Raw genomic sequence first — 26,437 nt, forward strand, 5'->3', positions numbered from 1 at the left:
CGGTCGCCGAATGAGCGCTCCCGCTGTCCCGCGACGGCTGTCCGCGCCGGAACCCGGCTGGACCGATTCCGTCGACGTGGTGGTGATCGGGTCCGGGGTTGCCGGGCTGACTGCTGCCCTGAAAGCCCGTGAGCTCGGCTCCGTGCTGGTGGTGACCAAGGACGTCGTCGCGTCCGGGTCCACCCAGTGGGCCCAGGGCGGGATCGCCGCCGCCCTCGACCCGGAGGACTCGCCCGAGGAACACCTGCGGGACACGCTCGTCGCGGGTGCCGGGCTGAGCGACCCCGAGGCGGTCCGGGTGCTGGTCACCGAAGGCCCGGACGCGGTCCGGGACCTGATCGAGCTGGGGGCCCGCTTCGACACCCTGGCCGACGGCGAGATCTCGCTCGGCCGCGAGGGCGGCCACCACCGGAACCGGATCGCGCACGCCGGCGGCGACGCGACCGGCGCGGAGATCGAGCGGGCGCTGGTCGCCGCGGTCAAGCGCGCCAAGGAGATCCGGATCATCGAGCACGCGCTGGTGCTGGACCTGCTGACCGCCGCGGACGGCGCGATCGCGGGCGTCACCCTGCACGTGATGGGCGAGGGTCAACTGGACGGCGTCGGCGCGATCCGCGCCCGGGCGGTGATCCTGGCCTCCGGCGGGCTCGGGCAGTTGTATGCGGCAACGACCAACCCGAGCGTCTCGACCGGTGACGGGATGGCGCTCGCGCTGCGCGCCGGTGCGAAGGTCCGGGACCTGGAGTTCGTGCAGTTCCACCCGACCGTGCTGTGGCTGGGCAAGAGCGCGAAAGGCCAGCAGCCGTTGGTGTCCGAGGCGGTCCGGGGTGAGGGCGCGTTCCTTGTCGACCACACCGGGCAGCGTTTCATGCAAGGGCAGCACGAGCTGGCCGACCTGGCGCCGCGGGACATCGTGGCGAAGGCGATCATGCGCCAGATGCTTGCCACCGGCAAGGATCATGTGTACCTGGACGCCCGGCACTTCGGCGACGAGAAGTGGCGGGTCCGGTTCCCGACGATCCTGGCGTCCTGCCGCTCGCACGGCATCGACCCGGTGCGCGAGCTGATCCCGGTCGCGCCGGCCTGTCACTATTCGTCCGGCGGCGTCCGGACCGACCTGAACGGGCAGACCTCGGTCCCCGGGCTGTACGCGTGCGGCGAGGTCGCCTGCACCGGCGTGCACGGCGCGAACCGGCTCGCGTCGAACTCGCTGCTCGAAGGACTGGTGTTCGCCCGGCGGATCGCGGCGCACCTCGCGGACGGCCTGCCGGCGCAGCGCGAGCCGGTCGAGGACCGCCGTACGCCGGGGCTCGTGGACGCGGACGCCGTACCCGAGCTGCAGCGGGCGATGACCGTCGGCGCCGGAGTGATCCGGAGTGCCGCCGGACTGGCCGAGGCCGGGTCGACGATCGGCAAGCTGACCGAGCAGCCGGCCGCCGAGCCCGGGACGCCCGGCTGGGAGGCGACCAACCTGGTGACGGTCGCGTCCGCCCTGATCGCCGCGGCCACCGTCCGCGAGGAGAGCCGCGGCGCGCACTGGCGCGAGGACCACCCGGACCGCGATGATCTGCACTGGTTCGGCAGCCTGGACGTCACCCTCGACCAGCACGCCGTGCCGCACGCCACATTTGTTCCACGCGATCACGAGGAGAATGAGCGGCATGGATGAGACAGTCGATCGGCAGTGGGTCGGGGACCTCGTACGGGCGACCATCGAAGAGGACCTGGCCGGCGGCGTCGACGTGACGACCACGGCGACGGTGGACCCGGACCAGGTGTCGGTCGCCGAGCTGGTCGCCCGGGCGGACGGTGTGGTCGCCGGGCTGGAGATCGCCGAGCTGGTGCTCCGCCAGGTCGCGGCGCCGGACGAGCTCGAGATCGAGCACGCCGTCCGCGACGGTGCCGCCGTACGGGCGGGTGACCTGCTGCTGTCCGCCCGCGGCAAGACCCGGCAGCTGCTGACCGCGGAGCGCACCACGCTGAACCTGCTCTGTCACCTGAGCGGCGTCGCGACGCTGACCCGGCGCTGGGTGGAGGCGGTCGAGGGCACCGGCGCGGTCGTCCGCGACACCCGCAAGACGATGCCGCTGCTGCGGTCGCTGGAGAAGTACGCCGTGCGCTGCGGCGGCGGGAAGAACCACCGGATGGCGCTGTCCGACGCCGCGCTGATCAAGGACAACCACGTGGTCGCGGCCGGCGGTGTCGCGGAGGCGTTCCGGCTGGTCCGCAAGGCCTTCCCGGACATCTCGATCGAGGTCGAGGTGGACTCGATCGAGGACGCGCTGATCGCGGTCGAGTCCGGCGCGGAGCTGATCCTGCTGGACAACATGGACGTCCCGCTGCTCCGCGAGGCCGTCGAGAAGGTCGCCGGCCGGGCCCGCCTGGAGGCCTCCGGCGGACTCACCCTCGAGCAGGCCCGCGCGGTCGCCGAGACCGGCGTCGACTTCCTCGCCGTCGGCGCGCTGACGCACTCGGCCCCGGTGCTCGACATCGGCCTGGACCTGCGCGAAGTCTGATGTTGCTCACGGTCGCCGTCGAGAACACCAGGACGCTGGTCGGCCTGGTGTTCGAGGGGCCGGTCAAGCGGCACTGGTGGGTCGGTACGGACGACCGGCGTACCGCGGACGAGTGGGCCGTGCTGCTGCAGGGCCTGCTGAACGGTGAGGCTCCGGTGAGCGGGATCGCCGTGTGTTCCGCCGTACCGCATGTCCTGCACGAGCTGCGGGACGTCGTGGCGCGGTACTACCGCGACGTGCCGAGCATCGTCGTCGAGCCCGGCGTGCGGACCGGGCTGCCGGTGCTGGTCGACAACCCGCGCGAGGTCGGCACCGACCGGATCGCGAACGCGCTCGGGGCGCTGACGCTGGCCGGCGCGCCCTGCCTGGTGGTCGACGTCGGTACCGCGATCACCATCGACGTGGTCAACCCGGCCGGCGCGTTCGTCGGCGGAGTGATTGCCCCGGGCATCGAAACCGCGACCGACGCGCTCGGCCTGGCGGCCGCCCAGTTGCGCCGGGTGGAGCTGGTCCGGCCGCGCTCGGTGGTCGCGAAGAACACCGTCGAAGCGCTGCAGTCGGGCGCGATCCACGGTTTCGCGGCACTCGTCGACGGGCTGGTCTCCCGGATTCGGACCGAACAGTCGCTTGCCGGCGACACCCCGGTGGTGCTCACCGGAGCGCTCGCGTCGCTGCTCGACGGCCAACTGCACACGCACACCCGCAGCGAACCGCTCCTGCCCCTGCGCGGTTTGTATCAGGCGTTCGTCCGCAATTCCTCCTGAAAAAGCTCTTGTGCGCTTGAGGTGATCTGTCTCACTATGTAGGCAGCTGCATTGGGGGGAACCATGAAAGCTGCTTATCGGGTGCTGGCCGGTCTCGTGGCGATCGGCGTGGTGTTGCAGGCGATGTTCATCGCCTGGGGATTCTTCACGGTGGACAAGGACGTCGACGGCGGTGCGGTGATCGCCAAGAACTCGACGCCGGACGTCACCGGACTGTCGCTGCACGGCGCCTTCGGGATGACGCTCATCCCGATCGTCGCGTTGCTGCTGCTGATCGTGTCGTTCTTCGCGAAGGTCGACGGCGGTATCAAGTGGGCGTTGTTCGTGGTCGGGCTGGTCGTGCTGCAGATCGCGCTCGCGTTCGTGTCGTTCGGCGCGCCGGTCGTCGGCCTGCTGCACGGGCTGAACGCGTTCGCACTGGCGGCAGTCGCGAGCCTGGCATCCCGGCGGGCCTCCCGGGTCCACACACCGGCCACCGAGACCACCACCGTCTAGATGCTGTTGGCAACAAAACTGAGCGGTCGGCGCCGGTCGGTGCTGGCGGTCGTCGCGACGCTGGCGGTGCTGGCGCCGATCGGGTTCCTGTGGCAGCGGAGCCTGGTCCCGAACGACCTGTCGCCGATGTCGATGGGGTACGCCGACTACGGCGGCGGGCCGTCGTCGATGCACGTCCACCACGCCACGGACGTCAGCCAGCTGACAGGACCGGTCGACCGGACGCCTGACGTCGCCGTGGACCTGGTGGCGCGCAAGGAGCGCTTCGACCTCCCGGGCCGCGGCCCGACGGACGGCTACACGTTGAACCACACGTCACCCGGGCCCCGGATCGTCGCACAGCAAGGGGATCTGGTGCAGGTCACCCTGCACAACGAGAACATCGTCGCGGGTATCACCCTGCACTGGCACGGCGTCGACGTACCGAACGCCGAGGACGGTGTCGCGGGCGTGACGCAGGACGCGGTGCAGCCTGGACAGTCGTACGTCTACCGCTTCGTCGCGAAGGACGCCGGCACGTACTGGTACCACTCGCACCAGGTCTCCCACGATCAGGTATTGAAGGGTCTGTACGGCATATTGGTGGTGCAGCCAACGACACGAGATGTGATCGCGGCCGTGCACACGTACGGCCAGGTCCGGACCGTCAACGGCGAGTACGGCGAGCGACGTGTGCCGGCGCCGGGACCGACGGCGCGCGTCCGGGTGGTCAACACCGACAACGGGCCGATGGCGGTCTGGGTCGACGGGGCGCCCTACAAAGTGCTCGCGGTCGACGGCGCCGACGTGAATGCGCCGACCGAGATCCGCGGCCGGTCGGTACTGGTCACCGCGGGCGGCCGGATCGACCTCGAGGTGCCGACCGCGAAGGCGGTCCGGATCGGCCTCGGCGGCGGGCCGACCACGCTGGTGATCGGGAACGGCGACGCGCCGGCCGGTCCGGAACCTGCCGCTCGGGTCGACCTGCTCAGTTACGGCTCGCCGAAGCCGCTCGGGTTCGACCCGGCGAAGGCGGACCGGGTGTTCCGGTACGACATCGGCCGGCACTTCGGGTTCCTCGACGGCAAGCCCGGGCTGTGGTGGACGATCAACGGGCACCAGTACCCCGACGTACCGATGTTCGTGGTCAGCGAGGGCGACGTCGTCCGGATGGCGATCAGCAACACCTCGGGCCAGGTCCATCCGATGCACCTGCACGGCCGCCACGTCGTCGTACTGAGCCGCAACGGGGTGCGGGCGACCGGCAGCCCGTGGTGGACGGACTCGCTGAACGTCGAGGACAAGGAGACCTACGAGGTCGCGTTCGTGGCGGGCAATCCCGGCATCTGGATGGACCACTGCCACAACCTGCCGCACGCCGCCCAGGGCCTCGTCACGCACCTGATGTACGCCGGCGTGAGCACGAAGTACCACCTGGGCGGCGCACCCGGGAATCAGCCCGAATAGATCGGGCGGCCGACCGTGAGTGCTGTGCGGAGGACGTCGGGGAGGCTGTTGAACACCGAGTCCGGCTGGGTGCCGGTCGCGTCGAGTGTCTTCGAGAAGAACGCGCGGGCGGCCGCGGCGAGGGCGACGTCGAGTACGTCGCTGTCGGTCAGGCCGAGCGCCTTCAGTTGGTCGACGTCCGCCTGGGTGACCGAGTCGGCGCCCAACGCGACCTGGCGGGCGAACGCCATCACCGCGCGGTCGACGGGGTCGTTCGGCGGCTCTCCGGCCAGGGCCGCGACCTCGTCGGCGGTGTAGAACTTGTCCGCCAGCACCTGCCCGTGCGCGAGGCTGCAGTAGCTGGACCTCAGTGCGGTCGCCGCGGCCAGCGTGGCGAGTTCGTAGCGTCTCAGGTCCATCGATTCCTTGATCGCGCCGTTCAGCTGTTTCCACGCCTCGAACACGGCAGGTCGCGCGGCGAAGGTGCGGACGAAGTTGGGTACGTGTCCGGCCGCTGCCCGGTTCGCGTCGAAGAACGCGGGATCGTCGGGCGTGCTGATGAAAGCCATCGTGGTTCCCCCCTCTGTGGCTTCTCTCACGGTAGGTCCGGCATACCGATCCGGCAACGGGCGTGGAGGGTGGGCACCGTGCACTGGGTATGGTTCACCCGGTCAGTCGTGAGGCGGAGGTGGTCGGAGTGCGGCGAGTGCTCGCCGTAGCACTGGCGGTGCTGGCGGGGGCGTCCTGCCTGACAGCGTGTGCCTCGGACCCGGCGCCGACCGACGTCGCGGTGGCCTGGGCGCCCAAGGGCCGCCCGGCGATCGCGGTGACCTGGAAGGACACCGGCCAGCCGAACCGGATCACGATCGAGGGCGTGCTCAGCGAGAGCCCGTCGTACGTGAAGTACGTCCCGGCCGGCGATCCGAACCGGTGGGAGATCCCGACCTCGGAGTTCCCGCCCGACGGGAACTACAAGATCGTGGTGGCCACCGGCACGTCGCAGGGCGGCGTGACCAGCAAGCCGTCGAAGTCGCCGGTCTTCGACACCGACGGGCCGGTGCGGCCGAGCGGGGCCACGGTCGCGCAGCAGGGCCGCGGGGTGATGATCCGCTGGTCGGTGCCGGTCGCACCGCAGGACTTCACGCCGAACGACCCGCTCGACGTGAAGGGCAAGAAGACCCAGCGGTACGTGCCGATGGTCGGCCGCCCGGGTCAGCTGCTGAAGGCGATCGGCCCGGCGACCACGGCGAACCATCAGCTGATCAAGAGCATCAAACCGCCGTACGTCTTCCAGCTCGCGGCCCAGAACGAGTGGGGTACCCGGGCCGGCGGCGACGTCTTCGGGCTGACCAGCTCGATCAGTGGCACAGTCCCGCCGAAGGCGCAGTACGGCGTAGCGATCCGCGCCCGCGGACGGGTCATCCTGCACCAGGTCTCGTGCGACCTCGAGTCGCCGTGCATCACCCGGCGCGCGACTCCGGCCGGCGTACCGGTCGTGGTGCTGACGCAGGTCACGCCGGGCGCCCGCTGGACCCCGGCCGCCCGCGGCGCGACGACCGCGGGCGGGTACTACGACATCGCCGTACCGACGTCCGGGAGCCGTCCGTACAAGATCACCGTGCCGGTGACGGCCAAGGGCGGATCGTTCACGGGTACGTCGACGAGTCGGCCGGCGTACACCAAGACCGTGGTGCGGATCGCTTCCGCGGGGTTCGCGGGCGGCGACACCGCGAAGGCGAAGGGCTCGACGGTGACCGTCTCGGTGGCGGTGCAGCCGGCCATGAACACGACCGTGATGCTGCAGGCGTGGAACCGGCAGACCCGCCGGTGGATGCCCGCGAAGGCACTGGCGATGCGCAACGGCAAGGCCGCGCTGGCGTTCAAGGCCGGGCAGGCGGGCGACTTCGTCTACCGGATCGTGGTGCCGGGCGGGATGATGTTCGGCCGGCCGATGGACGGGATCGTCACGCCACAGCTACAGCTGCACATCCGCTGACTCGGCCGCGGCGGCCCCGGCGGCCCCGGTCGCCTCTGTCGACTCCGTCGTCCCGGCCGTCTCCGCCTGCTCGCGGCGGCGCTTGCGGACCTTGTGGACGACGTACAGCGCGACCGCGACCACCGCGATCGCGATCAGCGCGCCGACCGAGACCCGGCCGAAGATCTTGTCGGCGTTGTCGCCGATCTTGTACGCGACCACGCCGATCGTGGTCGCCCAGGCGATCCCGCCGGCCGCGTTCGCGGCCAGGAACCGCGGGTAGTGCATCCGCAGCATGCCGGCCATCGGACCCGCGAAGATCCGCAGCAGGGCGACCCAGCGGCCGAAGAACACCGTCCAGACGCCGTACTTGTGGAAATACTTCTCGGCCTTCACGATCCGGTCCTCGGAGAAGTGGTGGAACCGTTTGCCGAGCCGCTCGAACAGGCTGCGGCCCGCCTTCCGGCCGATGAAGTACCCGATCGAGTCGCCGATGATCGCGCCGAGCGCGGCCGCCAGGATCACGAACTCGATCTTCAGGTGGTGCTGCGAGGCGAGCAGCGCGGCCGCGATCAGCGTGGTCTCACCGGGCAGCGGCACCCCCATGCTCTCCACACCGATGACGAGTCCGACCACCAGGTACGCCAGTACGGCGACACCGGTCGGGATGGCGATGGCCTGAGCGATCAGCAGAGGTTCCCCCATGTACCCATAGTGACATCGACAGCCAACCGATTTGGTGCAGGGGCAACTATCTGGGGGTGATTTCAGGGTTGTGACCGTTCTCCGAGGGGACCTCGGCGGGAATCTTCGGTGCCTCCCCGGTGAACGCCTTGGTCACACTCTGCAGCGCTGAGGTGACCTCGGACGGGATCACCCAGAACGTGTTGCCAGGGCCCTTGGCGAGCTCGGGCAGCATCTGCAGGTACTGGTACGCGAGCAGCTTCGGGTCCGGGTCGTTGCGGTGGATCGCGTCGAACACGGTGTCGATCGCCTTCGCCTGGCCCTCGGCGCGCAGGATCGCGGCCTGCCGGTCGCCCTCCGCGGTCAGGATCCGGGACTGCCGCACGCCCTCGGCGTTGAGGATCGCGGCCCGCTTCTCCCGCTCGGCCCGCATCTGCTTCTCCATCGACTCCTTGATCGACGGCGGCGGCTCGATCGCCTTCAGCTCGACCCGGTTCACCCGGATCCCCCACTTGCCGGACGCCTCGTCGAGGACCCCGCGCAGGATCGAGTTGATGTGTTCGCGCGACGTCAGCGTCTTCTCCAGGTCCAGCGCGCCGATGACGTTCCGCAGCGTGGTCACGGTCAGCTGCTCGATCGCCTGGATGTAGTTCTGGATCTCGTACGCCGCGGCGCGCGGGTCGGTGACCTGGAAGTACAGCACCGTGTCGATGTGCACGACCAGGTTGTCCTCGGTGATCACCGAGTTCGGCTCGAACGACACCACCTGCTCGCGCAGGTCGATCAGCTGCCGGGGCCGGTCGACGAACGGGATCACCACGTTCAGCCCCGGTTCCAGCGTGCGCAGGTACCGCCCGAGGCGCTCGACGTTGCTGGCCCGGGCCTGCGGGACGATCCGTACCGTCCGCAGGACCAGGACGACGGCGAGAAATGCGACGACGATGCCGATGATCAGTGCGGCCATGGTTCCTCCTGGGGATGGACGAGGGCGGTGGCCCCCTCGATCGCGAAGACGTCGACCCTGGTCCCGGCGGGGATCTGCAGGTCCGGGTCGTAGGACCGGGCGCTCCACTCCTCGCCGCCGATCCGGACCCGGCCGGTGTCCCGGTCACAGGGTGCGAGGACGACGGCCTCCCGCCCGACCAGGGCGGCGACCCCGGTACGCAGTCCCGGGTGCCCCATCAGGTGCCGGCGCGCGACCGGGCGGACCAGGCCGATCATCGCGGCGGCGGTGACCGCGAACGCGACCACCTGGAAGCCGATACCGAGCCCGAGCGCGGCGGTACCGGCCGCCGCGACCGCGGCGACGGCGAGCAGGAGCAGGTCGAAGGTCGCTGTCATCAACTCGGCCGTGCCGAGGACGGCCGCGACGATCGACCACAGGATCCACGACTGCATGCGCAATACCTCTACTTCGAAGGTACTCCGACATACGCAACCAGGCAGCTAACGGTTCAGCTCTGCTCCGGACTCGGGACGACCGCGATCAGCGAAGTGACCTCCCGGGCCGCCGCGGGGTGACTGTTCGCGGTCCTGCCCTTCTTGTACCGATCGACGACCGCGTTCAGTTCCTCGTTGAACGCCTTCGCTTCGTCCTCGGTCAGCCAGAGCCGCGACCGGCTCATCGAGCTGGCGTCGTCCCAGGGGTCGTCGGCGTCCACCTCCAGGAACTGCTCGGCGACCGCGTCCATCGCCGTCCTGATCATCGCCTGGCTCGCCAGCCGGCCCGCGGTCGTGGATTGGCCGGAGATCACCAGACTGGAGGCGGGCGCCTTCCAGGGGCGTTCGCGGCCGTCCGCCGACTCGTCGGCGCGCTGGACGATGCCCCACTTCTCCAGTGCCCGCAGGTGGTAGCTCATCGCCGACGGGGTCAGCCCGGCGAGCTCCGCGCACTCGGTCGCGGTCAGCACCTTGCCGTTGAACAGTTCGTCGATGACCCGCTGCCGGGCCGGATGCGCGAGCGCGCGGATCGCCCGCGGATCGGTGATCACCAGCCGCTTCTTGGTACCCACGAGGTCAGCGTAGCGAACCGCTTGACGCCGTCAAATCTGAAGTGTTTACTTCATAACTGTGAAGCAAACACTTCAGACTTCGATCTGGTCGTACCGCGACATCCGGCTCGTGCTGCCGGCCCGCGCGCTGTCCTACGCCGGCGACTCGATCGCGATGATCGCGCTGATGCTGCGGGTCTCCGACGGTCACGGGCCGGCCGCGGTCACCGCGCTGCTGCTGGCGTTCGCCGTACCGACGGTGGCGATGATCCCGTTCGCGGGACGGATCGTGGACGGGTACGACTCGCGGACCGTCCTGGTCTGGTCGGGGTTGCTGCAGGTCGTCGCGGGCGTCGGGCTGGCGTTCGTGCACGACCTGGTCCACACGCTCGCGCTGGTCTGCGTACTGCAGCTCGGCCAGGCCGTCGCGGGTCCCGCCTGGGGCGCGCTGATCCCGCGGATCGTCGGCGAGGAACTGGTCGGCCGCAGCACCGGGGCCAGTCAGGCGCTGATCGGTGTCGCGACCCTGGCCGGCTCGGCCGCGGGCGGCGTCCTGGTCGGCTGGACCGGGAGCCGCGGCGCCCTGCTGGTCGACGCCGCCACCTTCCTGGTGCTGGTCCTCGTCGCCCGGCTCGTTCGCACCCGCCGCCGCCCCGAGCCCGGGAGCACAGTCGAGAAGGGCGGCGTGACGGCCGGGCTGCGCGCGATCTTCGACGACAGCATCCTGCGGATCCTGGTCCCGGCGCTCTGGCTGTTCGTGGTGGTCGGCGAGGCGGTCAACGTGGTCGAGGTCTTCCTGATCACCGGCGAACTCGGCCTCGGCCCCGCGCTGTACGGCGCCGCCGGCGCGGCGACCGGCCTCGGCGCCATCGCCGGCTCGTCGTACACCGGCCACCTGCACGGCGACCTGGGCCGGTCCCGTGCCGTCATCGGCGGTATGGCCGCGATCGGCGGATCCTGTGTGCTGATGGGCCTGGCCGGCAACATCGTCACGCTGATGATTGGCGCGACCACCATCGGTGTCGGCAGCGGAATGCTGAACGCCGCGACCAGCGCGCTCGTGGTGACCCGTGCACCCGAAACGCTGCGCGGCCGGGTGATCGCCGCCCTGAACGGGACGGTCCGCACGTTCAGCATCCTCGCCCTGCTGCTCGGCGGCACGGCGGCCGCGCTGCTCGGCCCGCGCGGGACGTTCGTGGCCTGCGGCCTGGCCTGCGCGGTGGCCGCGGCGGTCGCGGGCGTGCTCGTCGTACGAACAAAGGATTCGGAGCTGGAGGCGGTCAGTCACTAGCCTTAAGGCATGACTGATACACACGTGGACCCGGTGAACCCCGACAGCGGGCAGGACGACCTGCCCGAGCAGATGCGGGTCCGCCGGGAGAAGCGTGACCGCCTGCTGGCGGAAGGAGTGCCGCCGTACCCGATCTCGGTGCCGCGGACGCACCTGCTGAAGGACCTGCGGGAGAAGTACGACGCACAGGACCTGGAGGCCGACACCAGGACCGGCGAGCAGGTCTCGGTGACCGGCCGGGTGATCTTCCTGCGCAACACCGGCAAGCTCTGTTTCGTCCGGCTCCGCGAGGGCGACGGGACCGAGCTCCAGGTGATGCTGTCGCTGGCCGACCTCGGCGAGGAGGAGCTGGCCCGCTTCAAGCAGCTCGTCGACATCGGCGACCTGCTGGCGGTCCAGGGTGAGGTGATCACCAGCCGGCGCGGTGAGCTGTCCGTCCAGGCGACGGCGTGGCAGATGGCCGCGAAGACCCTCCGCCCGCTGCCGAACGAGCACAAGCCGCTCAGCGAAGAGGCCCGCGTCCGGATGCGGTACGTCGACCTGATCGTCCGCCCGGAGGCCCGGGAGATGGTCCGCGCCAAGGCCGCCGTACTGAAGGCACTGCGGGCGACGTACGACGGCCACGGCTTCGTCGAGGTCGAGACGCCGGTGCTGCAGCTGACCAACGGCGGTGCCGCGGCGCGCCCGTTCTCGACCCACCTGAACGCGTTCGACCAGGAGATGAAGCTCCGGATCGCGCTCGAGCTGGACCTGAAGCGGGCGATGATCGGCGGCGTCGACCGGGTCTACGAGATCGGCCGTACGTTCCGTAACGAGGGCCTGGACTCCACGCACTCGGCGGAATTCTCGATGATCGAGGCGTATCAGGCGTACGGCGATTACGACACGATGGCCGAGCTGATCCAGGAGCTGATCCGGAACTCCGGGCGCGCGATCGGCCGCACGTCGATCACCGCGCGCGACGGCCAGACCATCGACTTCGAGCAGCCGTTCCGGCACGCGACGCTTTTCGGGTTGCTGTCCGACGCGGTCGGCGAGAGCGTCGACGTGACCACCGACCTGGCCACGCTGCTGAAGTTGGCGGAGCAGCACGACGTCGAGCTGCAGCCCGGCCGGAATGCCGGCGAGATCGCGGTCGACTTGTTCGAGAAGCTCTGCGAGCACTCGCTGATCCAGCCCACCTTTGTCCGCGACTATCCGGAGTCGGCGCGGCCGCTGGCGAAGCCGCACCGGGAAATTCCGGGACTGGTCGAGGCCTGGGACCTGTTCGTGAACGGCGTCGAGCTCGGGGTCGCGTACTCGGAGCTGAACGATCCGGTGATCCAGCGCGATCGCCTGGAGGCGCAGTCGATCCAGGCCGCGGCCGGTGATCCGGAGGCGATGGAACTCGACGAGGACTTCCTCCGCGCAATGGAATTCGGCATGCCGCCGGCCGGTGGTATGGGGATGGGCCTGGACCGGTTGGTGATGCTGCTCACCGGTACCGGTATCCGGGAGACGATTCTGTTCCCGTTGCTCCGTCCGGAGTGATTCCGGTAGTTGCATAGCACAACGGACCCGATCCACAAATTCAGGGTCGAATTGATTCCGGTCCAGCCGGTTTCAGAAGTCGCGAATACTCTTGGTCACGACGGCTGCGCAGTGTTGATGAATGACACGGGCCGGGTTTGTGCGGTACAAATCAGGTGCTAACAATTCGGCGCGGAAAGGTTGTCATCGATGGCGCAAAGGGTGCAGGTGGTTCTCGAGGACGATCTCGACGGCGGTAAGGCCGACGAGACCGTCACTTTCGGGCTGGACGGAACGACCTACGAGATCGACCTGTCCAAGAAGAACGCCGCAAAACTTCGCGACGCCCTGGCCGCGTACGTCGGCAACGGCCGCCGGGTGGCCGGCCGCCGGGGCGCGGCGGGCCGGTCCCGCGGGCGCGGCGGGCGCTCGGCCTCGGACTCGGCGGACATCCGGGCCTGGGCCAAGGAGAACGGGTACGACGTCAGCGAGCGCGGCCGGATCTCGGCCGAGGTGCGCGCGGCGTACAACGAAGCCAAGTAATTTCCCAGCATCGCCGGTCCCGGCTCCCAATGTGGGGTGCCGGGGCCGTCCGCATTCCGGTTGTTTCACAGAGTGGGACGCGGGCGTGTCGGGTCCGGTGACTGACTCCGCAGGTAGTCCGGGGAATTCGCTGGTGGCGAACAAGCTGTCCGGGACTGGTCACGCGGGAACACGCTGGAGATCCGGTCGGTTGTTCCCTTGTGATGCCGCCCGGGTGGCCGGTGGAAGCGTGATCGGGTGTTCGCCGAGAGCGAGGCTGTCGGCACCGGGGACTAGCATGCAGGTACGGGGGTCGGCCAACACGGCACGTCCGACTCCTCTGAGGCAAGGAGCGCTTTGGCGATGTTTGAACGATTTACGGACCGCGCCCGTCGGGTAGTCGTCCTGGCTCAGGAAGAGGCCAGGATGCTCAGCCACAACTACATCGGGACCGAGCACATCCTGCTCGGCCTGATCCACGAGGGTGAGGGTGTCGCCGCCAAGGCTCTCGAGAGCCTGGGTATCTCGCTCGAGGCCGTTCGCTCCCAGGTCGAGGAGATCATCGGCCAGGGGCAGCAGGCACCGAGTGGGCACATCCCGTTCACCCCCCGCGCCAAGAAGGTGCTGGAGCTCTCCCTGCGTGAGGCCCTGCAACTGGGCCACAACTACATCGGCACCGAGCACATCCTGCTCGGCCTCATCCGCGAGGGTGAGGGTGTCGCCGCGCAGGTCCTGGTCAAGCTCGGTGCGGACCTGAACAAGGTCCGGCAGCAGGTCATCCAGCTGCTCAGCGGGTACCAGGGCAAGGAGACCACCGCGCCCGGCGCCGGGAGCCAGGGCGATGCCCCGAGCAGTTCCCTGGTGCTCGACCAGTTCGGCCGGAACTACACCCAGTCGGCCCGCGAGGCGAAGCTCGACCCGGTGATCGGCCGGGAGACCGAGATCGAGCGGGTCATGCAGGTGCTGTCCCGCCGTACCAAGAACAACCCTGTCCTGATCGGTGAGCCGGGCGTCGGCAAGACCGCCATCGTGGAAGGTCTGGCCCAGCAGATCGTCCGTGGTGACGTCCCGGAGACGCTGAAGGACAAGCAGATCTACTCCCTCGACCTGGGCGCCCTGGTGGCGGGTTCGCGCTACCGCGGTGACTTCGAGGAGCGCCTGAAGAAGGTGCTGAAGGAGATCCGCACCCGCGGCGACATCGTGCTGTTCATCGACGAGATCCACACCCTCGTCGGGGCCGGCGCGGCCGAGGGCGCGATCGACGCGGCGAGCATCCTGAAGCCGATGCTGGCCCGCGGCGAGCTGCAGACGATCGGCGCGACCACCCTCGACGAGTACCGCAAGTACGTCGAGAAGGACGCCGCGCTGGAGCGCCGGTTCCAGCCGATCCAGGTGGCCGAGCCCTCGATCGCGCACACGATCGAGATCCTCAAGGGCCTCCGCGACCGGTACGAGGCGCACCACCGGGTGACGATCACCGACGCCGCGCTGGTGAACGCCGCGCAGATGGCCGACCGGTACATCTCGGACCGGTTCCTGCCGGACAAGGCGATCGACCTGATCGACGAGGCCGGTGCCCGGCTCCGGATCCGCCGGATGACGGCTCCGCCGGACCTGCGCGAGTTCGACGAGAAGATCGCGACGGTCCGCCGGGAGAAGGAGTCGGCGATCGCCGCGCAGGACTTCGAGCGCGCCGCCCGGCTGCGGGACGACGAGAAGAAGCTGATCAACGCCAAGTCCGAGCGGGAGAAGCAGTGGAAGGCCGGCGACATGGACGTCGTCGCCGAGGTCGACGAGGAGCTGATCGCCGAGGTGCTCAGCACCGCGACCGGCATCCCGGTCTTCAAGCTGACCGAGGAGGAGTCCTCGCGGCTGCTGGACATGGAGAAGGAGCTGGCCAAGCGCTACATCGGCCAGACCGACGCGGTCAAGGCGCTGTCCCGCTCGATCCGGCGTACCCGCGCCGGTCTGAAGGACCCGCGCCGCCCGAGCGGCTCGTTCATCTTCGCCGGCCCGTCCGGCGTCGGTAAGACCGAGCTGTCCAAGGCGCTGACCGAGTTCCTGTTCGGCGACGAGAACGCGCTGATCAGCCTCGACATGTCGGAGTACTCGGAGAAGCACACCGCCTCCCGGCTGTTCGGCTCGCCTCCGGGGTACGTCGGCTACGAAGAGGGCGGTCAGCTGACCGAGAAGGTCCGCCGCAAGCCGTTCAGCGTGGTGCTGTTCGACGAGGTGGAGAAGGCCCACCCGGACATCTTCAACTCGCTGCTGCAGATCCTGGACGAAGGTCGGCTGACCGACGCCCAGGGCCGCGTGGTCGACTTCAAGAACACCGTGATCATCATGACCACGAACCTCGGCACCAAGGACATCGCGAAGGCGGTCTCCCTGGGCTTCTCGCAGGCGAGCGACACCACGTCGTCGTACGAGAAGATGAAGGGCAAGGTCACGGAGGAGCTCAAGCAGCACTTCCGTCCGGAGTTCCTGAACCGCGTCGACGAGATCGTGGTCTTCCACCAGCACACGATGGAGGACATCGTCCAGATCGTGGACCTGATGGTGGCCCAGATCGAGCAGCGGCTGAAGGACAAGGACATGGGCATCGAGCTCACGCCGGCGGCGAAGGAACTCGTCGCGAAGCGCGGCTTCGACCCGGTCCTGGGTGCCCGTCCGTTGCGCCGCGCGCTGCAGCGCGACGTCGAGGACGTGCTGGCCGAGAAGATCCTGTTCGGGGAGCTGCGTCCCGGCCAGATCGTCCTGGTCGACGCGGCACCGGAGGGCACGGTCAACGAGGACGGCCTGACCGAGTACTTCACCTTCACCGGGAACCAGAAGTCCTCGACCTCCGACCTGGAGCTCACGGACCTGACCACCGGCGGCGGCAGCACCGGCGTCCAGGACTCGTAACCACAACCGAACACCTCACCCGAGACGCTCGGCGGACCCTTCCGCCGGGCGTCTCGCACGTCCGCCCCCCGCCCCGCGCATCGCGTGCGGGAGCTGTGGTCCAGGCCGGATTTGTTTTTGGACGACTGGTCAGTACTGCGGGGTGCTTCGGCGTACCGGGGAGACACGCGAGATTTGCACGGAGGCTACTGATTGGTCGTATCGTCCTGCGGAGCGTGATCTTCCGGCTCGCGCGTACCGAGGTTTCGATGGGAAGATCGCGCGACTGCTGATGAAGCAGTTACCTACCGCCTGTCTACCGCGTTGTAACCCTGTGACCACGCTGTTCGGACCCGGACTGTCGGAAAGGGGGCCGGTGATGGAATCATCTCGTCGCATGGACGCTCCGCGTCTGCCGCTGACCCAGGAACCGGTCGCCGACACCGGTTCCTTTGGCGTGCGGCAGGCGGGCGGGGTGCTCGAACGGGCCCAGCGGATCGCCGACACACTCCGCGAGCAGGCCGAGCGCGAGAACGATCTCGCCCGCGACGAGGCGAGCCGGATCCGGGCCGCGAACGAGCGTCTGAAGGCCGACGCCGAAGCCGCCGCGAAGAAGCTCCGTGCCGACGCGATGACCGCCGCCCAGCGGGTCCTGAACGACGCCGAGCGAGCCGCCGAGCAGCTCCGTACGGAGTCCGAGGCCGAGGCCGCCCGAGTCCGCTCCGAGGCCACCGAGGCCGCCGAGCAGCTCCGCACCGAATCCACCACCGAAGCCGACCGGGTCCGCCGCGAGGCCGCCGCCGCAGCCGAACTGCTGACGTCGGAGTCGACCGCCGAGGCAGAGCGTGTCCGCTCCGAGGCCGCCGAAGTTGCCGCTCAACTGCGAGCCGAATCCACCGCCGAGGCCGAGCGGGTACGCCGGGACGCTGCCGCTGCGGCCGAGCTGCTGACGTCGGAGTCCACCGCCGAGGCCGAGCGGGTCCGCTCCGAGGCTGCTGCGGTTGCGGAGCGGGTGACGGCCGAGGCCGAGGCGGCCGCGGCGGCGTTGAAGGAGAAGAGCGAGGCAGAGGCAGCCGCGCTGACGGCGGCGAGTGAGGCGGCGGCCGAGAAGTTGCGGGCCGAGTCGCAGGCGGCGGCGGATCGCCGGATCGCGGAGGCGGAGGCCGCGGCCGAGCGGGTCAAGGACGAGGCCGACGAGCTGCTCGAGGACGCGCGGATGGCGCGCGAGTCGGCGCAGGCCGCCGTCGAGCGGGCCGGCAAGGAAGCACAGCAGCTGGTCGCGGACGCGGGCGAGCAGGCCGCGCTGGTGTCGCAGGCCGCCGTACGCAACGAGGCCGACCTGATCGCCCGCGCCGAGGCCGAGGCGAGCGAGCTCCGGGCCGCCGCCGAGCGCGAGGTCGAGACCGCCCGGGAGAAGTCCCGCGTGGAGATCGCGGAGGCGCATGCCGAGATCGAGCGGCTGCGCGGCGAGAACCGCACCGAGCTGGAGCGCCGTACGGCGGAGCTCGAGGAGACCGAGCGGGCCAAGCTGGCCGCGATCAAGCTGGAGATCGACAAGCTCCGGGCCGAGGCGGTCGCGGAGATCGCCGAGCGCAAGGCCGAGACCGAGGCCGGCAACGAGCGGCTGATGGCCGACGCCCGCGCCCAGGCCAAGCTGGTGGTCGACTCCATCGAGGCGGACCGGCGCGCCGCGGCGGGCGAGGCGCAGCGGATCCTGGACGAGGCGAACCAGACGGCCGAGGCCGCGCTCGCGGAGGCCGAGAAGCAGACGCAGTGGAGCAAGCAGACCGTCGACGGCCTGATCGCCGCAGCGGAGGCCGAGGCGCGGTCGATCCGCGACCAGGCCGCCGCCGACGCGGCCGAGCTGCTGAAGCAGAAGCGCGCGCACCTGCGCCGGGTGGTCGGCCGCTCGACCAGCCGGCTGAAGCAGACCCAGGAGACGATCGCCAAGGAGAACGCCGAGCTGACCCAGCTCGCCGAGACCACGCTGTACTCGGCCGGCGAGCGCGCGGAGGCGATGCTGGCGGACGCGGAGAAGCAGGCCGCGAAGGTCACCGCCCAGGCGCAGGCCCGCGCGGACCGGCTGAAGACCACCGCCGCGGAGGACGCCCGGGAGATCATCGAGCGGGCGAACCGTCGCGAGGCCGAGGCCGAGGCGAGTACGCAGGTACTGCGGGAGCGCGCCGCGAACGACCTGTCCGAGGCGCAGCGCCAGTCGCACGAGCTGATCCGCAAGTCCCGCGCCGAGGCCCAGCAGATCGAGGCCCAGGCCCGCGAGCACTCCGACGACCTGCGCGCGCAGGCCCGCAAACTTCTCGCCGACGCCGAGGCGAGGGTCGCGGCGCTGAACCAGCGCCGTGATGAGATCACCAAGGAGCTCACCCAGCTTTCGGGTGTGATCGAGGCACTCGCTGTACCGGGGTTCCGCCCAGGTGGTGGAATGTCCTCCAGTGAGGGTTCCACGGGGGAATCAGGATGAGGACGTGACAGTCAGATCCTTGTCAGTGACAATGTGTGATCCACCCACCCATCGAAGTGAGCATCGGAAAACATGAGCAGTGAAAGCCCAACCCCGTTCCGTACCGTTCTGCGTGGCTACGAGCCTGCCCAGGTGGATCAGCACATCCGTGAGCTGACCACCTCCCTGACCGCGTTGCAGCAGCAGTCCGAGCAGCTGCAGCGGCACGTCCAGGAGCTGCAGTCCCGCACGGACGCTGCGGAGGCGGCCGTCATCTCCGCCCAGGAGGACTCCAAGGACCGCACGCCCACCTTCACCGAGTTCGGTGAGCGTGTCGCGAAGATCCTGTCGCTGGCCGACGACGAGGCCCGTGACCTGGTGACCCGCGCCCGCACCGACGCGGAGGCGATCGTCGCCGACGCCGAGGCGCACGCGAAGAAGGTCCGCAAGGAGGCCGAGCAGTACTCCCTGGACTGGAAGAGCGAGGTGGACGCCGAGGCCGCCCGGATCCTCGAAGAGGCCCGGACCCAGGCCGACGACATGCGCGACGAGGCCGAGCGCGACGCCACCGCGCGGCGCAGCGAGGCGCAGGCGCTGTACGAGCAGGAGCGGGCCAAGTCCGCCCAGGCCGCGGCCGCCTTCGAGACCACCCTGGCCGAGCGCCGGGGCAAGGTCGAGCAGGAGTTCGCCGCCCGTACCGCGCTGGCCGAGCAGCAGCTGGCCGCCGTCACCGACCGCGCTGCTCAGGTGCAGCGGGAGGCCGACCGGTCCCGGTCCGAGGCGGAGCGCCTGGCCCAGCAGCAGCTGGCAGACGCGAACCGGCAGGCGCAGGAGATCGTCGCCGCCGCGAAGGACAAGTCCGAGCGGATCCGCGCCGAGTCCGAGCGCGAGCTCGCCGCCGCGACCCAGCGTCGGGACAGCATCAACGCGCAGCTGACCAACGTCCGCCAGATGCTGGCGACGCTGTCCGGCAGCCCCGCGATGCCGCTCGACCTGCTGGCCGACGACGACGAGGACGCCACCACCGGCAGCAAGAAGAACTGAAACACCAACCCCGTGAGAAGCCGGCTCGACTCCTCGAGCCGGCTTCTTGGTTGATGGACGTGTACGAGGCCGCCGACGCCAACGTCGCGGCGGCCGTCAGCCTGTTCGGCCGGTACGGCGCCGGCTCGGTGCTCGACGTACGCCCGGGTCTGCTGCTGGTCGCGGCGGCTTCGGAGTACGCCGGTGCCTTCCACAACGCGGCGCTGAGAACAGACCCGACCGCCGACCCGCACCGGGTCGTCGACGACATGCAGTCCTTCGGGCGGGCGCATCGGCGGGACATGGTGCTCTGGGCATCGACCCATCGAGACCAGGATCTGGCTGAGGTTGCTGAAGCACGCGGGCTGCGGATTCGTTCGACCGCGGTGGGGATGGCGCTTCGCACGCCGCCGACGGTGGAACAGCCCGGTGACATCGAGTTGGTTGCCGCCGACGTCGACGGGTTCGCCGCGGTGCATCGGGACGTTGTTGCCGACGTCGATGCCGTTCCGCAGTTCGCGAGTGCCGGTGTGTTGCTCGCGCCGGGTGTTTCCTCGCTGGTGGCCTATGCGGACGGTACGCCGGTGTCCTGCGCGATGGCCGTTCGCAGCGGACGTACGGCGGGGATCTACTGGGTCGCGACCCGTCCCGCGGCCCGGCGGCGCGGGTACGGGAGTCTGGTGACCGCAGCTGTCGCGCGACTCGGATTCGAGCAGGGCGCCGAGGTCGTCGTACTGCAGGCAACCGCGATGGGGGCGCCGGTCTACGGAGGCGCTCGGGTTCGAGGCGTTCACGGAATACCGGCGGTTCGGTCAGCCGGGCAGCCGGTAGTGGCCGTTCGCGAGGGGTTCTACCAGGCCGTCGGAGACGAGGCCGTCGAGGGCTCGTTCGCGTTGGGCGGCGTGGGGCCAGGCGGCGTCGAGGGTCGGCTTGGGAACGGGTGCGGTGGCCGCGCGGAGTACGGCGAGCAGGCGGCCGCGGGCCTGGCGGTCGGTGCCTTCGTAGGTCTGGCCGCGGCGGGGCGGGCCGTCGTACGGCGGGCTGCCGGCCAGGACCCAGGCGCAGTGCGAGCGGATCGGGCAGTCCGCGCAGTTCGGCGTGCGGGCGGTGCAGACCAGGGCGCCGAGCTCCATCGAGGCGACTGCCCAGCGGGCGGCGGTGGGTTCGTCCTCGGGGAGGGCGCTGACCGCCAGCCGCTGGTCGGCCGCGGTGGGGGAGACGGCGGGTTGCGCGACGCCGGTGAGCGAACGGGCGAGGACGCGCCGGACGTTCGTGTCGACGACGGCATGCCGCTGGCCGAACGCGAACGATGCGATCGCGGCCGCCGTGTACGTCCCGACGCCGGGCAGCGCCAGCAGGGCCTCGTGGTCGTCGGGGACCTCGCCGCCGTGACGCTCCACGATCGCCTGAGCGGCCGCATGCAGCCGTAGGGCGCGCCGGGGGTACCCGAGGCGGTCCCAGGCCCGCACAGCCTCACCTGGGGCCTCTGCGGCCAGGTCAGCCGGCGTCGGCCAGCGCTCCAGCCAGCGTTGGTACGCCGGGAGCACCCGATTGACCGGCGTCTGCTGCAACATGAACTCGCTGACCATCACCGCCCACGCCCCGGCGCCGGCCTCCCGCCAGGGCAGCACCCGCTTGTTGGCGTCGTACCACGTGAGCACAGGGGCATGGAGAGCTAACGGCGAGCCTGAGTGGTCCAGCACAGTGCCGATATTAGAGTGCGCTTCATGAGCAGTCTGCTCCGTCCGGTCGGGCACCTGCCCGCCAGCGTGTACTGGTTCCGGCGTGGACTTGTGCTCGCGGTCGTTGTGGTGCTGATCATCCTGATCTCGAACCTGTTCGGCGGCGGTGACGCGCAGAACGCGGCCGCCACGGATCCGCAGCCGAATCCGACGACCGCGCCGCCGGCCTCGGCCCCCAGTACGACGCCGACCACGAAGCCCACGAAGACGCCCACGGAGACACCCACCGGGACACCCACCACCCCGAAGCCGACGAAGACGACTCCGCCCACGGACCTGCCGTGCAAGCCGTCGGACCTGAACGTCGCCGCACTGCCGGCGAACCGCAAGATCGTCTCCGGCTCGATGCTGAACTTCGTCGTCCAGCTGACCCCGTCCGGTGACGGCTGCAAGGCGAGCACCGACAACCTGACCGTCACGGTGACGTCTGGCAAGGACCTGATCTGGAGCACCTCGCAGTGCGAGAAGGCGATCCAGAACGCCACCCTCGTCGTTGCCAAGGGCAAGCAGTCCGCCGTGACGGTGCCCTGGGACGGACACCGGTCCAGGCCTGGCTGTCTTCCGGGTCAACCGGTCGCCAAGCCTGGAACCTATGTCGTCAAGGCCGAGTACAACGGCCGCCTGTCCGGCGCCCAGGCCTTCCAGGTCGTGTAGGGCGATCAGCTTGCTTCGGCGGCCGCGGTCTCCGGCTGCTTGCGGAGGTGGCTCGGTGCCGCGAACAGCAGCGCCGCGACCAGTCCGATCAACAGCACGAGCGCGGGCAGGACGAGCGACTGCGCCATCGAGTCGCTGAACCCCTGTCGCACCATCGCCGGCAACTTCCCGCTGGAGAAGCCCTCCGCGGAAGCGCCTCCGCTCATCCCCGGCAGGTTGTGCGCCAGCCGCGACTCCATCAGTACGGCGATACTCGCGCTGCCGAGCACGGCACCGACCTGCCGCGTCGTGTTGTAGACGCCCGCGCCGGCGCCGGCCTGGTGCAGCGGGAGATTCCGGGTGGCCGTCGTACCGATCGGGGCCCACATGAACCCGTTCGCGACACCGAGCAGCGCGATCGGCAGCAGCAGGTGCCAGATCGGTACGTCGGGTTCGATCACCTGGCTCATCCAGAACATCGACCCCGCGCAGCACGCCAGCCCGAACCCGGCGATGAACCGCGGCGGCGTCCGGTCGACGAGCCGGCCGACGAACGGCGCGAGCGCGCCGGAGATGACCGCCATCGGGACCAGCAGCAGTGCCGATCGGGTCGGGGACAGGCCGCGGACCGCCTGCGCCCAGAGCATCAGCGGGAACGCCATCGCGGTGATCGCGAACCCGACCGTGGTGATCGCGACGTTCGCGAGCGAGAAGTTCCGTTCCTTGAACAGTCCGAGCGGCAGCAGCGGCTCGCCCTTGTTCCGGGACTGCCAGATCACGAAGCCCGCGAGTACGACGACACCGGCGATGATCAGCCCCCACACCGAGATCGGGCCGGTGATCGTGCCCCAGTTGTACTTCTGCCCCTCCTGGATCCCGAACACCAGCAGGAACAGTCCCGCCGCGCTCAGCACGACGCCGACCAGGTCGAACTTGTGCTCGTGCGTCGGCAGGTCCGGGACCAGCCGCAGCGCGAGGAAGAAGCCGACCACGCCGACCGGCGCGTTGATGAAGAAGATCCACTGCCAGCCGAGGCCGTCGACCAGGACGCCGCCGAGGATCGGGCCGACCAGTGTGGCCACGCCGGCGGTCGCGCCCCACAGGCTCATCGCCCGGCCGCGCTGGTTCGGCGGGAAGATCCGGGTGATGACGGCCATCGTCTGCGGCGTCATCATCGAGGCGCCGAGGCCCTGGAACACCCGGGCCACGATCAGCAGCTCGATCGTGTTCGTCAGGCCGCACCACACCGACGCCAGCGTGAACAGCGACAGTCCGGTCAGGTACAGCTTCTTCGGGCCGATCCGGTCGCCGAGGCGCCCGGTGATCAGCAGCGGTACGGCGTACGCGAGCAGGTACGCACTGGTCACCCAGACGACCGTGCCGACGTCCGAGCCGAGGTCCTCGAGGATCGCCGGGGTGGCGACCGAGACGATGGTCGAGTCGACCAGGATCATGAAGAAGCCGAGGACGAGCGCCCAGAGCGCCGGCCACGGCCGGATCTCCGGCCTCACTGTGTCTTGCGGGGATGCCATTCCAGGTCCTTGCTCTCGATACGTTCGATGGTGGTGAGCAGCCAGTCGCGTTCCGCCGCGGCCTGGCCGCGCAGGTAGTCGGCGACCATCCAGTACGGTTCCGGCACCCCGGTCGCCTCGGCCTTCGCGATCGTCCCGTTCACGTCGTCCAGCCAGCGGTCCAGGTCCTCGACCCGGCGGCGGAACCGCAGTACGGCGTCCTCGACGTCGAGGTTGTGCGCTTCGCTCAGTACCACCGGGAAGAGCGGGTATTCGTAGACATGCTGCTCGATGCCGAGCTCGACGCGCTCGCTGAGTGCGTCGCTGCCGGCCGGGGTGAGCTCGTACGTGGTCCGCTCGGGCCGGTTGCCGGCCCGGTCGGTCCCGGTCGCCCGGACGTACTCGTGCCGGGCCAGCCGCTCGACCGTGTGGTACAGCGAGCCGGGCCGCACCTTGACGATCCGGTGCTGCTCGCGGTTCATCAGCAGTTGGTACATCTCGTAGGCGTGCATCGGCCGTTCGCGCAGCAGCGCCAGCACCGCGATCGCCAGCGGGGTGAGCTCCGCCATGTCCTCCACCTGGATTGTTCCGTGCGAAATGTTCCACTTGGAGTATTAGGCCGTGTGAGCGGAAACGCAAGACGCCTCCGGCTCTTTCACGAACCGGAGGCGCCTGGTGACGATGTGCTACTACACGTAGCGCTCCAGGATGCTGGACTCGGCCAGCCGGGACAGGCCCTCGCGGACCGTGCGGGCCCGGTTCTCGCCGACGCCCTCGACCGTCTGCAGGTCGTCGATGCTTGCCGCCAGCAACTTCTGCAGGTGGCCGAAGTGGTCGATCAGCCGGTCGATCACTGCACCCGGCAGCCGCGGCACCTTGGCCAACAGCCGGTACCCGCGCGGGGTGACCGCGGCGTCCAGTTGCTCGGCGCCGCCGATCTGCAGCGCACGGGCGACCTGGCCGATGTCCAGCAGGTCGGTGGCGCTGACCGCGTCCAGCTCGAGCAGTACGTCGTCGGCAGTCTTGGCTCGGCGCCCGGTGGCCGGCGGCAGGTAGTCGCGGACGACCAGTTCGCGCTCGCCGGCGACGCCCGCGACGAGTTCGTTGAGCTGCAGGGTGAGCAGCCGGCCGTCGGTGCCGAGCTCGACGACGTACCCGTCGATCTCGGTGGCGATCCGGCGGACCATCTCCAGCCGCTGTGCGACCGCGGCGACGTCCCGGACCGTGACCAGGTCCTCGATCTCCAGGGCGGACAGGGTGCCGGACACCTCGTCCAGCCGGAGCTTGTAGCGCTCCAGCGTGGCGAGCGCCTGGTTCGCGCGGGACAGGATCGCGCCGGAGTCCTCGAGGACGTAACGCTGGTTGTCGACGTACAGCGCGATGATGTGCATCGACTGCGACACCGAGATCACCGGGAAGCCGGTCTGCCGGTGCACGCGGTCGGCGGTGCGGTGCCGGGTGCCGGTCTCCTGGGTCGCGATCGCCGGGTCCGGCATCAGGTGCACAGCCGCCCGGATCAACCGGGTGGCATCGCGGTCGAGGACGATCGCGCCGTCCATCTTGCTGAGCTCCCGCAGCCCGGTCGCGGTGAACTCGACGTCGATCTCGAAGCCGCCGGTGGAGATCGCGTCCACGGCCTTGTCGTGACCGAGCACGATCAGGGCGCCGGTCCGGCCCCGCAGAATTCGTTCCAGGCCTTCGCGTAGTTCGGTGCCCGGAGCCACCGCCGCGAGCGTCGCTCGCAGCTTGGCGCCGGGGCTGTTCTTGTCCGTGTTCGCCGCCACGGAACCTGAGTCTATGCGGTTCCGCGCACGCAGATGTGCGGATATCCGCCACCTCGCCCCGACGGGCGGTCGCGGTCCGGCGCCCGACGCCGGGTGCGCGTGCACTCGCTCGTGCATCTGACCGTGCAACACCCCGTTCCCGCCTGCGTCGGCGGGACGTCAGCGGTGTCAGGGGCAGCGGATGACCTGGCCGGCGTACGAGAGGCCGCCGCCGAATCCGAACAGCAGCACCGGCGCGCCGGACGGGATCTCGCGCTTCTCGACCAGCTTCGAGAGCGCGATCGGGATACTCGCGGCCGAGGTGTTGCCGGACTCCACGACGTCCTTGGCGACCACCGCGTTGACAGCACCGAGGCGCTTCGCGAGCGGCTCGATGATCCGCAGGTTCGCCTGGTGCAGGACGACGCCGCCCAGCTCCTCGGGCTTCAGGCCCGCCTTCTCGCAGACCTGCTGGGCGATCTGCGGCAGCTGGGTGGTGGCCCAGCGGAAGACGCTCAGGCCCTCCTGGGCGAACGGGCCTTCGCGGCCCTCGATCCGGACCGCGTCGGACATCTCCGGCACCGAGCCCCAGACCACCGGGCCGACACCGGCAACGCCGCCGGTGTCGGCAGCGTCGTCAGTGTCGGCAGTGTCGTCCGCCACCAGCACCGCGGCGCCGGCACCGTCGCCGATCAGCACGCAGGTGGTGCGGTCGGTCCAGTCCGTCCAGTCGCTGAGCTTCTCGACGCCGATCACGATCGCCTTCGTCGCCGCGCCGGCGCGGATCGCCTGGTCGGCGGTCGCCAGCGCGTAGGCGAAACCGGAGCAGGCGGTGTTCAGGTCGATGGCGGCCGGGTTGCCGAGACCGAGCCGGGCGGCGACCCGGGCCGCGATGTTCGGCGACCGGTCGATCGCGGTGCAGGTGGCGACGATCACGTAGTCGATCTCGGTGACGTCCAGGCCGGCGTTCGCGATCGCCTTGTCGGCGGCCCGCCAGGCCATCTCGTCGACGGACTCGTCGGGCGCGGCGATCCGGCGTTCGCGGATCCCGACCCGGCTCTGGATCCACTCGTCGTTGGTCTCGACCATGGTGGCGAGCTCGTCGTTGGTGAGCACCCGCTCGGGCTGGTAGTGGCCGAGCGCGACAACTCTTGATCCGGTCATCTACCTGCTCCTGCGGGTTCGCGTCGGGCGTGGGGGCGCCCCCAGAGTACGTTCCCCGACCGGCTGCTGTTGATCCCCTGTCTCA

General features: G+C 69.9%; 23 protein-coding genes and 1 pseudogene. 14 read left to right on the forward strand and 10 right to left on the reverse strand.

Annotated features, from left to right (window positions below; translation table 11 throughout):
* Positions 1–10 precede the first annotated feature (10 nt).
* From AB0M51_RS19750 to AB0M51_RS19770, 5 genes are all read left to right on the forward strand, one after another.
* Positions 11–1,669 carry an L-aspartate oxidase gene (locus tag AB0M51_RS19750; protein ID WP_344197462.1) on the forward strand — a complete coding sequence of 553 codons (1,659 nt, stop codon included), beginning with the start codon at positions 11–13 and terminating at the stop codon, positions 1,667–1,669.
* Positions 1,662–2,516, forward strand: a complete 855-nt coding sequence (gene nadC, locus AB0M51_RS19755) for a carboxylating nicotinate-nucleotide diphosphorylase (protein ID WP_344197464.1) — start codon at positions 1,662–1,664, stop codon at positions 2,514–2,516. The genes AB0M51_RS19750 and nadC overlap by 8 nt, the downstream gene beginning before the upstream one ends.
* The gene (locus AB0M51_RS19760; protein ID WP_363749703.1) at positions 2,516–3,280 is read left to right on the forward strand and encodes a type III pantothenate kinase; all 765 of its coding nucleotides are present in this window, start codon (positions 2,516–2,518) and stop codon (positions 3,278–3,280) included. The genes nadC and AB0M51_RS19760 overlap by 1 nt, the downstream gene beginning before the upstream one ends.
* Before the next feature lie 63 nt (positions 3,281–3,343).
* Positions 3,344–3,775 (forward strand): DUF6220 domain-containing protein, encoded by a 432-nt coding sequence (locus AB0M51_RS19765; RefSeq protein WP_344197469.1) that lies wholly within the window; start codon positions 3,344–3,346, stop codon positions 3,773–3,775.
* Positions 3,776–5,221 (forward strand): multicopper oxidase family protein, encoded by a 1,446-nt coding sequence (locus tag AB0M51_RS19770; protein WP_344197472.1) that lies wholly within the window; start codon positions 3,776–3,778, stop codon positions 5,219–5,221.
* Here the strand turns inward: AB0M51_RS19770 and AB0M51_RS19775 are convergent.
* Entirely contained in the window at positions 5,209–5,769 is a 561-nt protein-coding gene (locus tag AB0M51_RS19775) for a carboxymuconolactone decarboxylase family protein (protein ID WP_344197475.1), read from the reverse strand. The two genes, AB0M51_RS19770 and AB0M51_RS19775, sit on opposite strands and share 13 nt — an antisense overlap.
* 128 nt (positions 5,770–5,897) lie before the next feature.
* Here AB0M51_RS19775 and AB0M51_RS19780 point away from each other — a divergent pair, with 128 nt between their 5' ends.
* Positions 5,898–7,196, forward strand: coding sequence for a hypothetical protein (locus AB0M51_RS19780; protein WP_344197478.1), 1,299 nt, complete (start codon positions 5,898–5,900; stop codon positions 7,194–7,196).
* Here AB0M51_RS19780 and AB0M51_RS19785 read toward each other — a convergent pair.
* From AB0M51_RS19785 to AB0M51_RS19800, 4 genes are read right to left on the reverse strand one after another with little or no spacing between them, the layout of a single operon-like run.
* Positions 7,176–7,880, reverse strand: coding sequence for a DedA family protein (locus tag AB0M51_RS19785; RefSeq protein WP_344197481.1), 705 nt, complete (start codon positions 7,878–7,880; stop codon positions 7,176–7,178). The two genes, AB0M51_RS19780 and AB0M51_RS19785, sit on opposite strands and share 21 nt — an antisense overlap.
* Positions 7,881–7,926: 46 nt before the next feature.
* The gene (locus tag AB0M51_RS19790) at positions 7,927–8,823 is read right to left on the reverse strand and encodes an SPFH domain-containing protein (RefSeq protein ID WP_363749704.1); all 897 of its coding nucleotides are present in this window, start codon (positions 8,821–8,823) and stop codon (positions 7,927–7,929) included.
* Positions 8,811–9,257: an NfeD family protein gene (locus tag AB0M51_RS19795; protein ID WP_344197486.1), complete on the reverse strand. Its 447-nt coding sequence runs from the start codon at positions 9,255–9,257 to the stop codon at positions 8,811–8,813. Before AB0M51_RS19795 ends, AB0M51_RS19790 begins: the two co-directional genes overlap by 13 nt.
* Before the next feature lie 56 nt (positions 9,258–9,313).
* Positions 9,314–9,871: a winged helix-turn-helix domain-containing protein gene (locus AB0M51_RS19800; protein ID WP_344197489.1), complete on the reverse strand. Its 558-nt coding sequence runs from the start codon at positions 9,869–9,871 to the stop codon at positions 9,314–9,316.
* 58 nt (positions 9,872–9,929) lie between these two features.
* On the opposite strand from AB0M51_RS19800, the gene AB0M51_RS19805 reads away from it, so the two are divergent.
* The 7 genes and pseudogenes from AB0M51_RS19805 to AB0M51_RS19835 form a co-directional block, all read left to right on the forward strand.
* Positions 9,930–11,141 carry an MFS transporter gene (locus tag AB0M51_RS19805; RefSeq protein ID WP_344197491.1) on the forward strand — a complete coding sequence of 404 codons (1,212 nt, stop codon included), beginning with the start codon at positions 9,930–9,932 and terminating at the stop codon, positions 11,139–11,141.
* A 9-nt stretch (positions 11,142–11,150) separates the two neighbouring features.
* Positions 11,151–12,671 (forward strand): lysine--tRNA ligase, encoded by a 1,521-nt coding sequence (gene lysS / locus AB0M51_RS19810; protein WP_344197493.1) that lies wholly within the window; start codon positions 11,151–11,153, stop codon positions 12,669–12,671.
* Between the two features lie 189 nt (positions 12,672–12,860).
* The gene (locus AB0M51_RS19815; protein WP_325039858.1) at positions 12,861–13,193 is read left to right on the forward strand and encodes an Lsr2 family protein; all 333 of its coding nucleotides are present in this window, start codon (positions 12,861–12,863) and stop codon (positions 13,191–13,193) included.
* Between the two features lie 342 nt (positions 13,194–13,535).
* Positions 13,536–16,079: an ATP-dependent Clp protease ATP-binding subunit gene (locus AB0M51_RS19820; protein WP_363749705.1), complete on the forward strand. Its 2,544-nt coding sequence runs from the start codon at positions 13,536–13,538 to the stop codon at positions 16,077–16,079.
* Positions 16,080–16,455: 376 nt separating this feature from the next.
* On the forward strand, positions 16,456–18,537 hold the full coding sequence (locus AB0M51_RS19825; RefSeq protein ID WP_344197498.1) for a kinetoplast-associated-like protein: 2,082 nt from the start codon (positions 16,456–16,458) through the stop codon (positions 18,535–18,537).
* A gap of 132 nt (positions 18,538–18,669) precedes the next feature.
* A complete protein-coding gene (locus AB0M51_RS19830) occupies positions 18,670–19,560 on the forward strand; it encodes a hypothetical protein (RefSeq protein ID WP_344197500.1) in 891 nt (296 codons plus the stop codon).
* A 371-nt stretch (positions 19,561–19,931) separates the two neighbouring features.
* A pseudogene (locus AB0M51_RS19835) lies at positions 19,932–20,267 on the forward strand (GNAT family N-acetyltransferase); the annotation flags it as partial.
* Between the two features lie 84 nt (positions 20,268–20,351).
* Here the strand turns inward: AB0M51_RS19835 and AB0M51_RS19840 are convergent.
* Positions 20,352–21,200, reverse strand: a complete 849-nt coding sequence (locus tag AB0M51_RS19840; RefSeq protein ID WP_344197504.1) for an A/G-specific adenine glycosylase — start codon at positions 21,198–21,200, stop codon at positions 20,352–20,354.
* 66 nt (positions 21,201–21,266) lie between these two features.
* Between AB0M51_RS19840 and AB0M51_RS19845 the strand changes: the two genes are divergently transcribed.
* Positions 21,267–21,935, forward strand: coding sequence for a hypothetical protein (locus tag AB0M51_RS19845; protein WP_344197506.1), 669 nt, complete (start codon positions 21,267–21,269; stop codon positions 21,933–21,935).
* 5 nt (positions 21,936–21,940) lie between these two features.
* Here the strand turns inward: AB0M51_RS19845 and AB0M51_RS19850 are convergent, their stop codons facing one another.
* The 4 genes from AB0M51_RS19850 to AB0M51_RS19865 form a co-directional block, all read right to left on the reverse strand.
* Positions 21,941–23,446 carry a DHA2 family efflux MFS transporter permease subunit gene (locus tag AB0M51_RS19850; RefSeq protein ID WP_344197509.1) on the reverse strand — a complete coding sequence of 502 codons (1,506 nt, stop codon included), beginning with the start codon at positions 23,444–23,446 and terminating at the stop codon, positions 21,941–21,943.
* On the reverse strand, positions 23,422–23,994 hold the full coding sequence (locus AB0M51_RS19855) for a PadR family transcriptional regulator (protein ID WP_344197511.1): 573 nt from the start codon (positions 23,992–23,994) through the stop codon (positions 23,422–23,424). Before AB0M51_RS19855 ends, AB0M51_RS19850 begins: the two co-directional genes overlap by 25 nt.
* A gap of 120 nt (positions 23,995–24,114) precedes the next feature.
* The gene (gene disA, locus AB0M51_RS19860) at positions 24,115–25,209 is read right to left on the reverse strand and encodes a DNA integrity scanning diadenylate cyclase DisA (protein ID WP_344197513.1); all 1,095 of its coding nucleotides are present in this window, start codon (positions 25,207–25,209) and stop codon (positions 24,115–24,117) included.
* Positions 25,210–25,377: 168 nt separating this feature from the next.
* Positions 25,378–26,352: a beta-ketoacyl-ACP synthase III gene (locus AB0M51_RS19865; protein WP_344197515.1), complete on the reverse strand. Its 975-nt coding sequence runs from the start codon at positions 26,350–26,352 to the stop codon at positions 25,378–25,380.
* Positions 26,353–26,437 lie beyond the last annotated feature (85 nt).

Source organism: Kribbella sp. NPDC051137 (assembly GCF_040682535.1).
Lineage (GTDB): Bacteria > Actinomycetota > Actinomycetes > Propionibacteriales > Kribbellaceae > Kribbella > Kribbella karoonensis.

Excerpts from the sequence above, each read along its gene's own strand:
- AB0M51_RS19750 (WP_344197462.1), top strand. The coding sequence starts at position 11 with ATGAGCGCTCCCGCTGTCCCGCGACGGCTGTCCGCGCCGGAACCCGGC.
- nadC (WP_344197464.1), top strand. The coding sequence starts at position 1,662 with ATGGATGAGACAGTCGATCGGCAGTGGGTCGGGGACCTCGTACGGGCG.
- AB0M51_RS19760 (WP_363749703.1), top strand. The coding sequence starts at position 2,516 with ATGTTGCTCACGGTCGCCGTCGAGAACACCAGGACGCTGGTCGGCCTG.
- AB0M51_RS19765 (WP_344197469.1), top strand. The coding sequence starts at position 3,344 with ATGAAAGCTGCTTATCGGGTGCTGGCCGGTCTCGTGGCGATCGGCGTG.
- AB0M51_RS19770 (WP_344197472.1), top strand. The coding sequence starts at position 3,776 with ATGCTGTTGGCAACAAAACTGAGCGGTCGGCGCCGGTCGGTGCTGGCG.
- AB0M51_RS19775 (WP_344197475.1), bottom strand. The coding sequence starts at position 5,769 with ATGGCTTTCATCAGCACGCCCGACGATCCCGCGTTCTTCGACGCGAAC.
- AB0M51_RS19785 (WP_344197481.1), bottom strand. The coding sequence starts at position 7,880 with ATGGGGGAACCTCTGCTGATCGCTCAGGCCATCGCCATCCCGACCGGT.
- AB0M51_RS19790 (WP_363749704.1), bottom strand. The coding sequence starts at position 8,823 with ATGGCCGCACTGATCATCGGCATCGTCGTCGCATTTCTCGCCGTCGTC.
- AB0M51_RS19795 (WP_344197486.1), bottom strand. The coding sequence starts at position 9,257 with ATGCAGTCGTGGATCCTGTGGTCGATCGTCGCGGCCGTCCTCGGCACG.
- lysS (WP_344197493.1), top strand. The coding sequence starts at position 11,151 with ATGACTGATACACACGTGGACCCGGTGAACCCCGACAGCGGGCAGGAC.
- AB0M51_RS19815 (WP_325039858.1), top strand. The coding sequence starts at position 12,861 with ATGGCGCAAAGGGTGCAGGTGGTTCTCGAGGACGATCTCGACGGCGGT.
- AB0M51_RS19820 (WP_363749705.1), top strand. The coding sequence starts at position 13,536 with ATGTTTGAACGATTTACGGACCGCGCCCGTCGGGTAGTCGTCCTGGCT.
- AB0M51_RS19825 (WP_344197498.1), top strand. The coding sequence starts at position 16,456 with ATGGACGCTCCGCGTCTGCCGCTGACCCAGGAACCGGTCGCCGACACC.
- AB0M51_RS19845 (WP_344197506.1), top strand. The coding sequence starts at position 21,267 with ATGAGCAGTCTGCTCCGTCCGGTCGGGCACCTGCCCGCCAGCGTGTAC.
- AB0M51_RS19850 (WP_344197509.1), bottom strand. The coding sequence starts at position 23,446 with ATGGCATCCCCGCAAGACACAGTGAGGCCGGAGATCCGGCCGTGGCCG.
- AB0M51_RS19855 (WP_344197511.1), bottom strand. The coding sequence starts at position 23,994 with ATGGCGGAGCTCACCCCGCTGGCGATCGCGGTGCTGGCGCTGCTGCGC.
- AB0M51_RS19865 (WP_344197515.1), bottom strand. The coding sequence starts at position 26,352 with ATGACCGGATCAAGAGTTGTCGCGCTCGGCCACTACCAGCCCGAGCGG.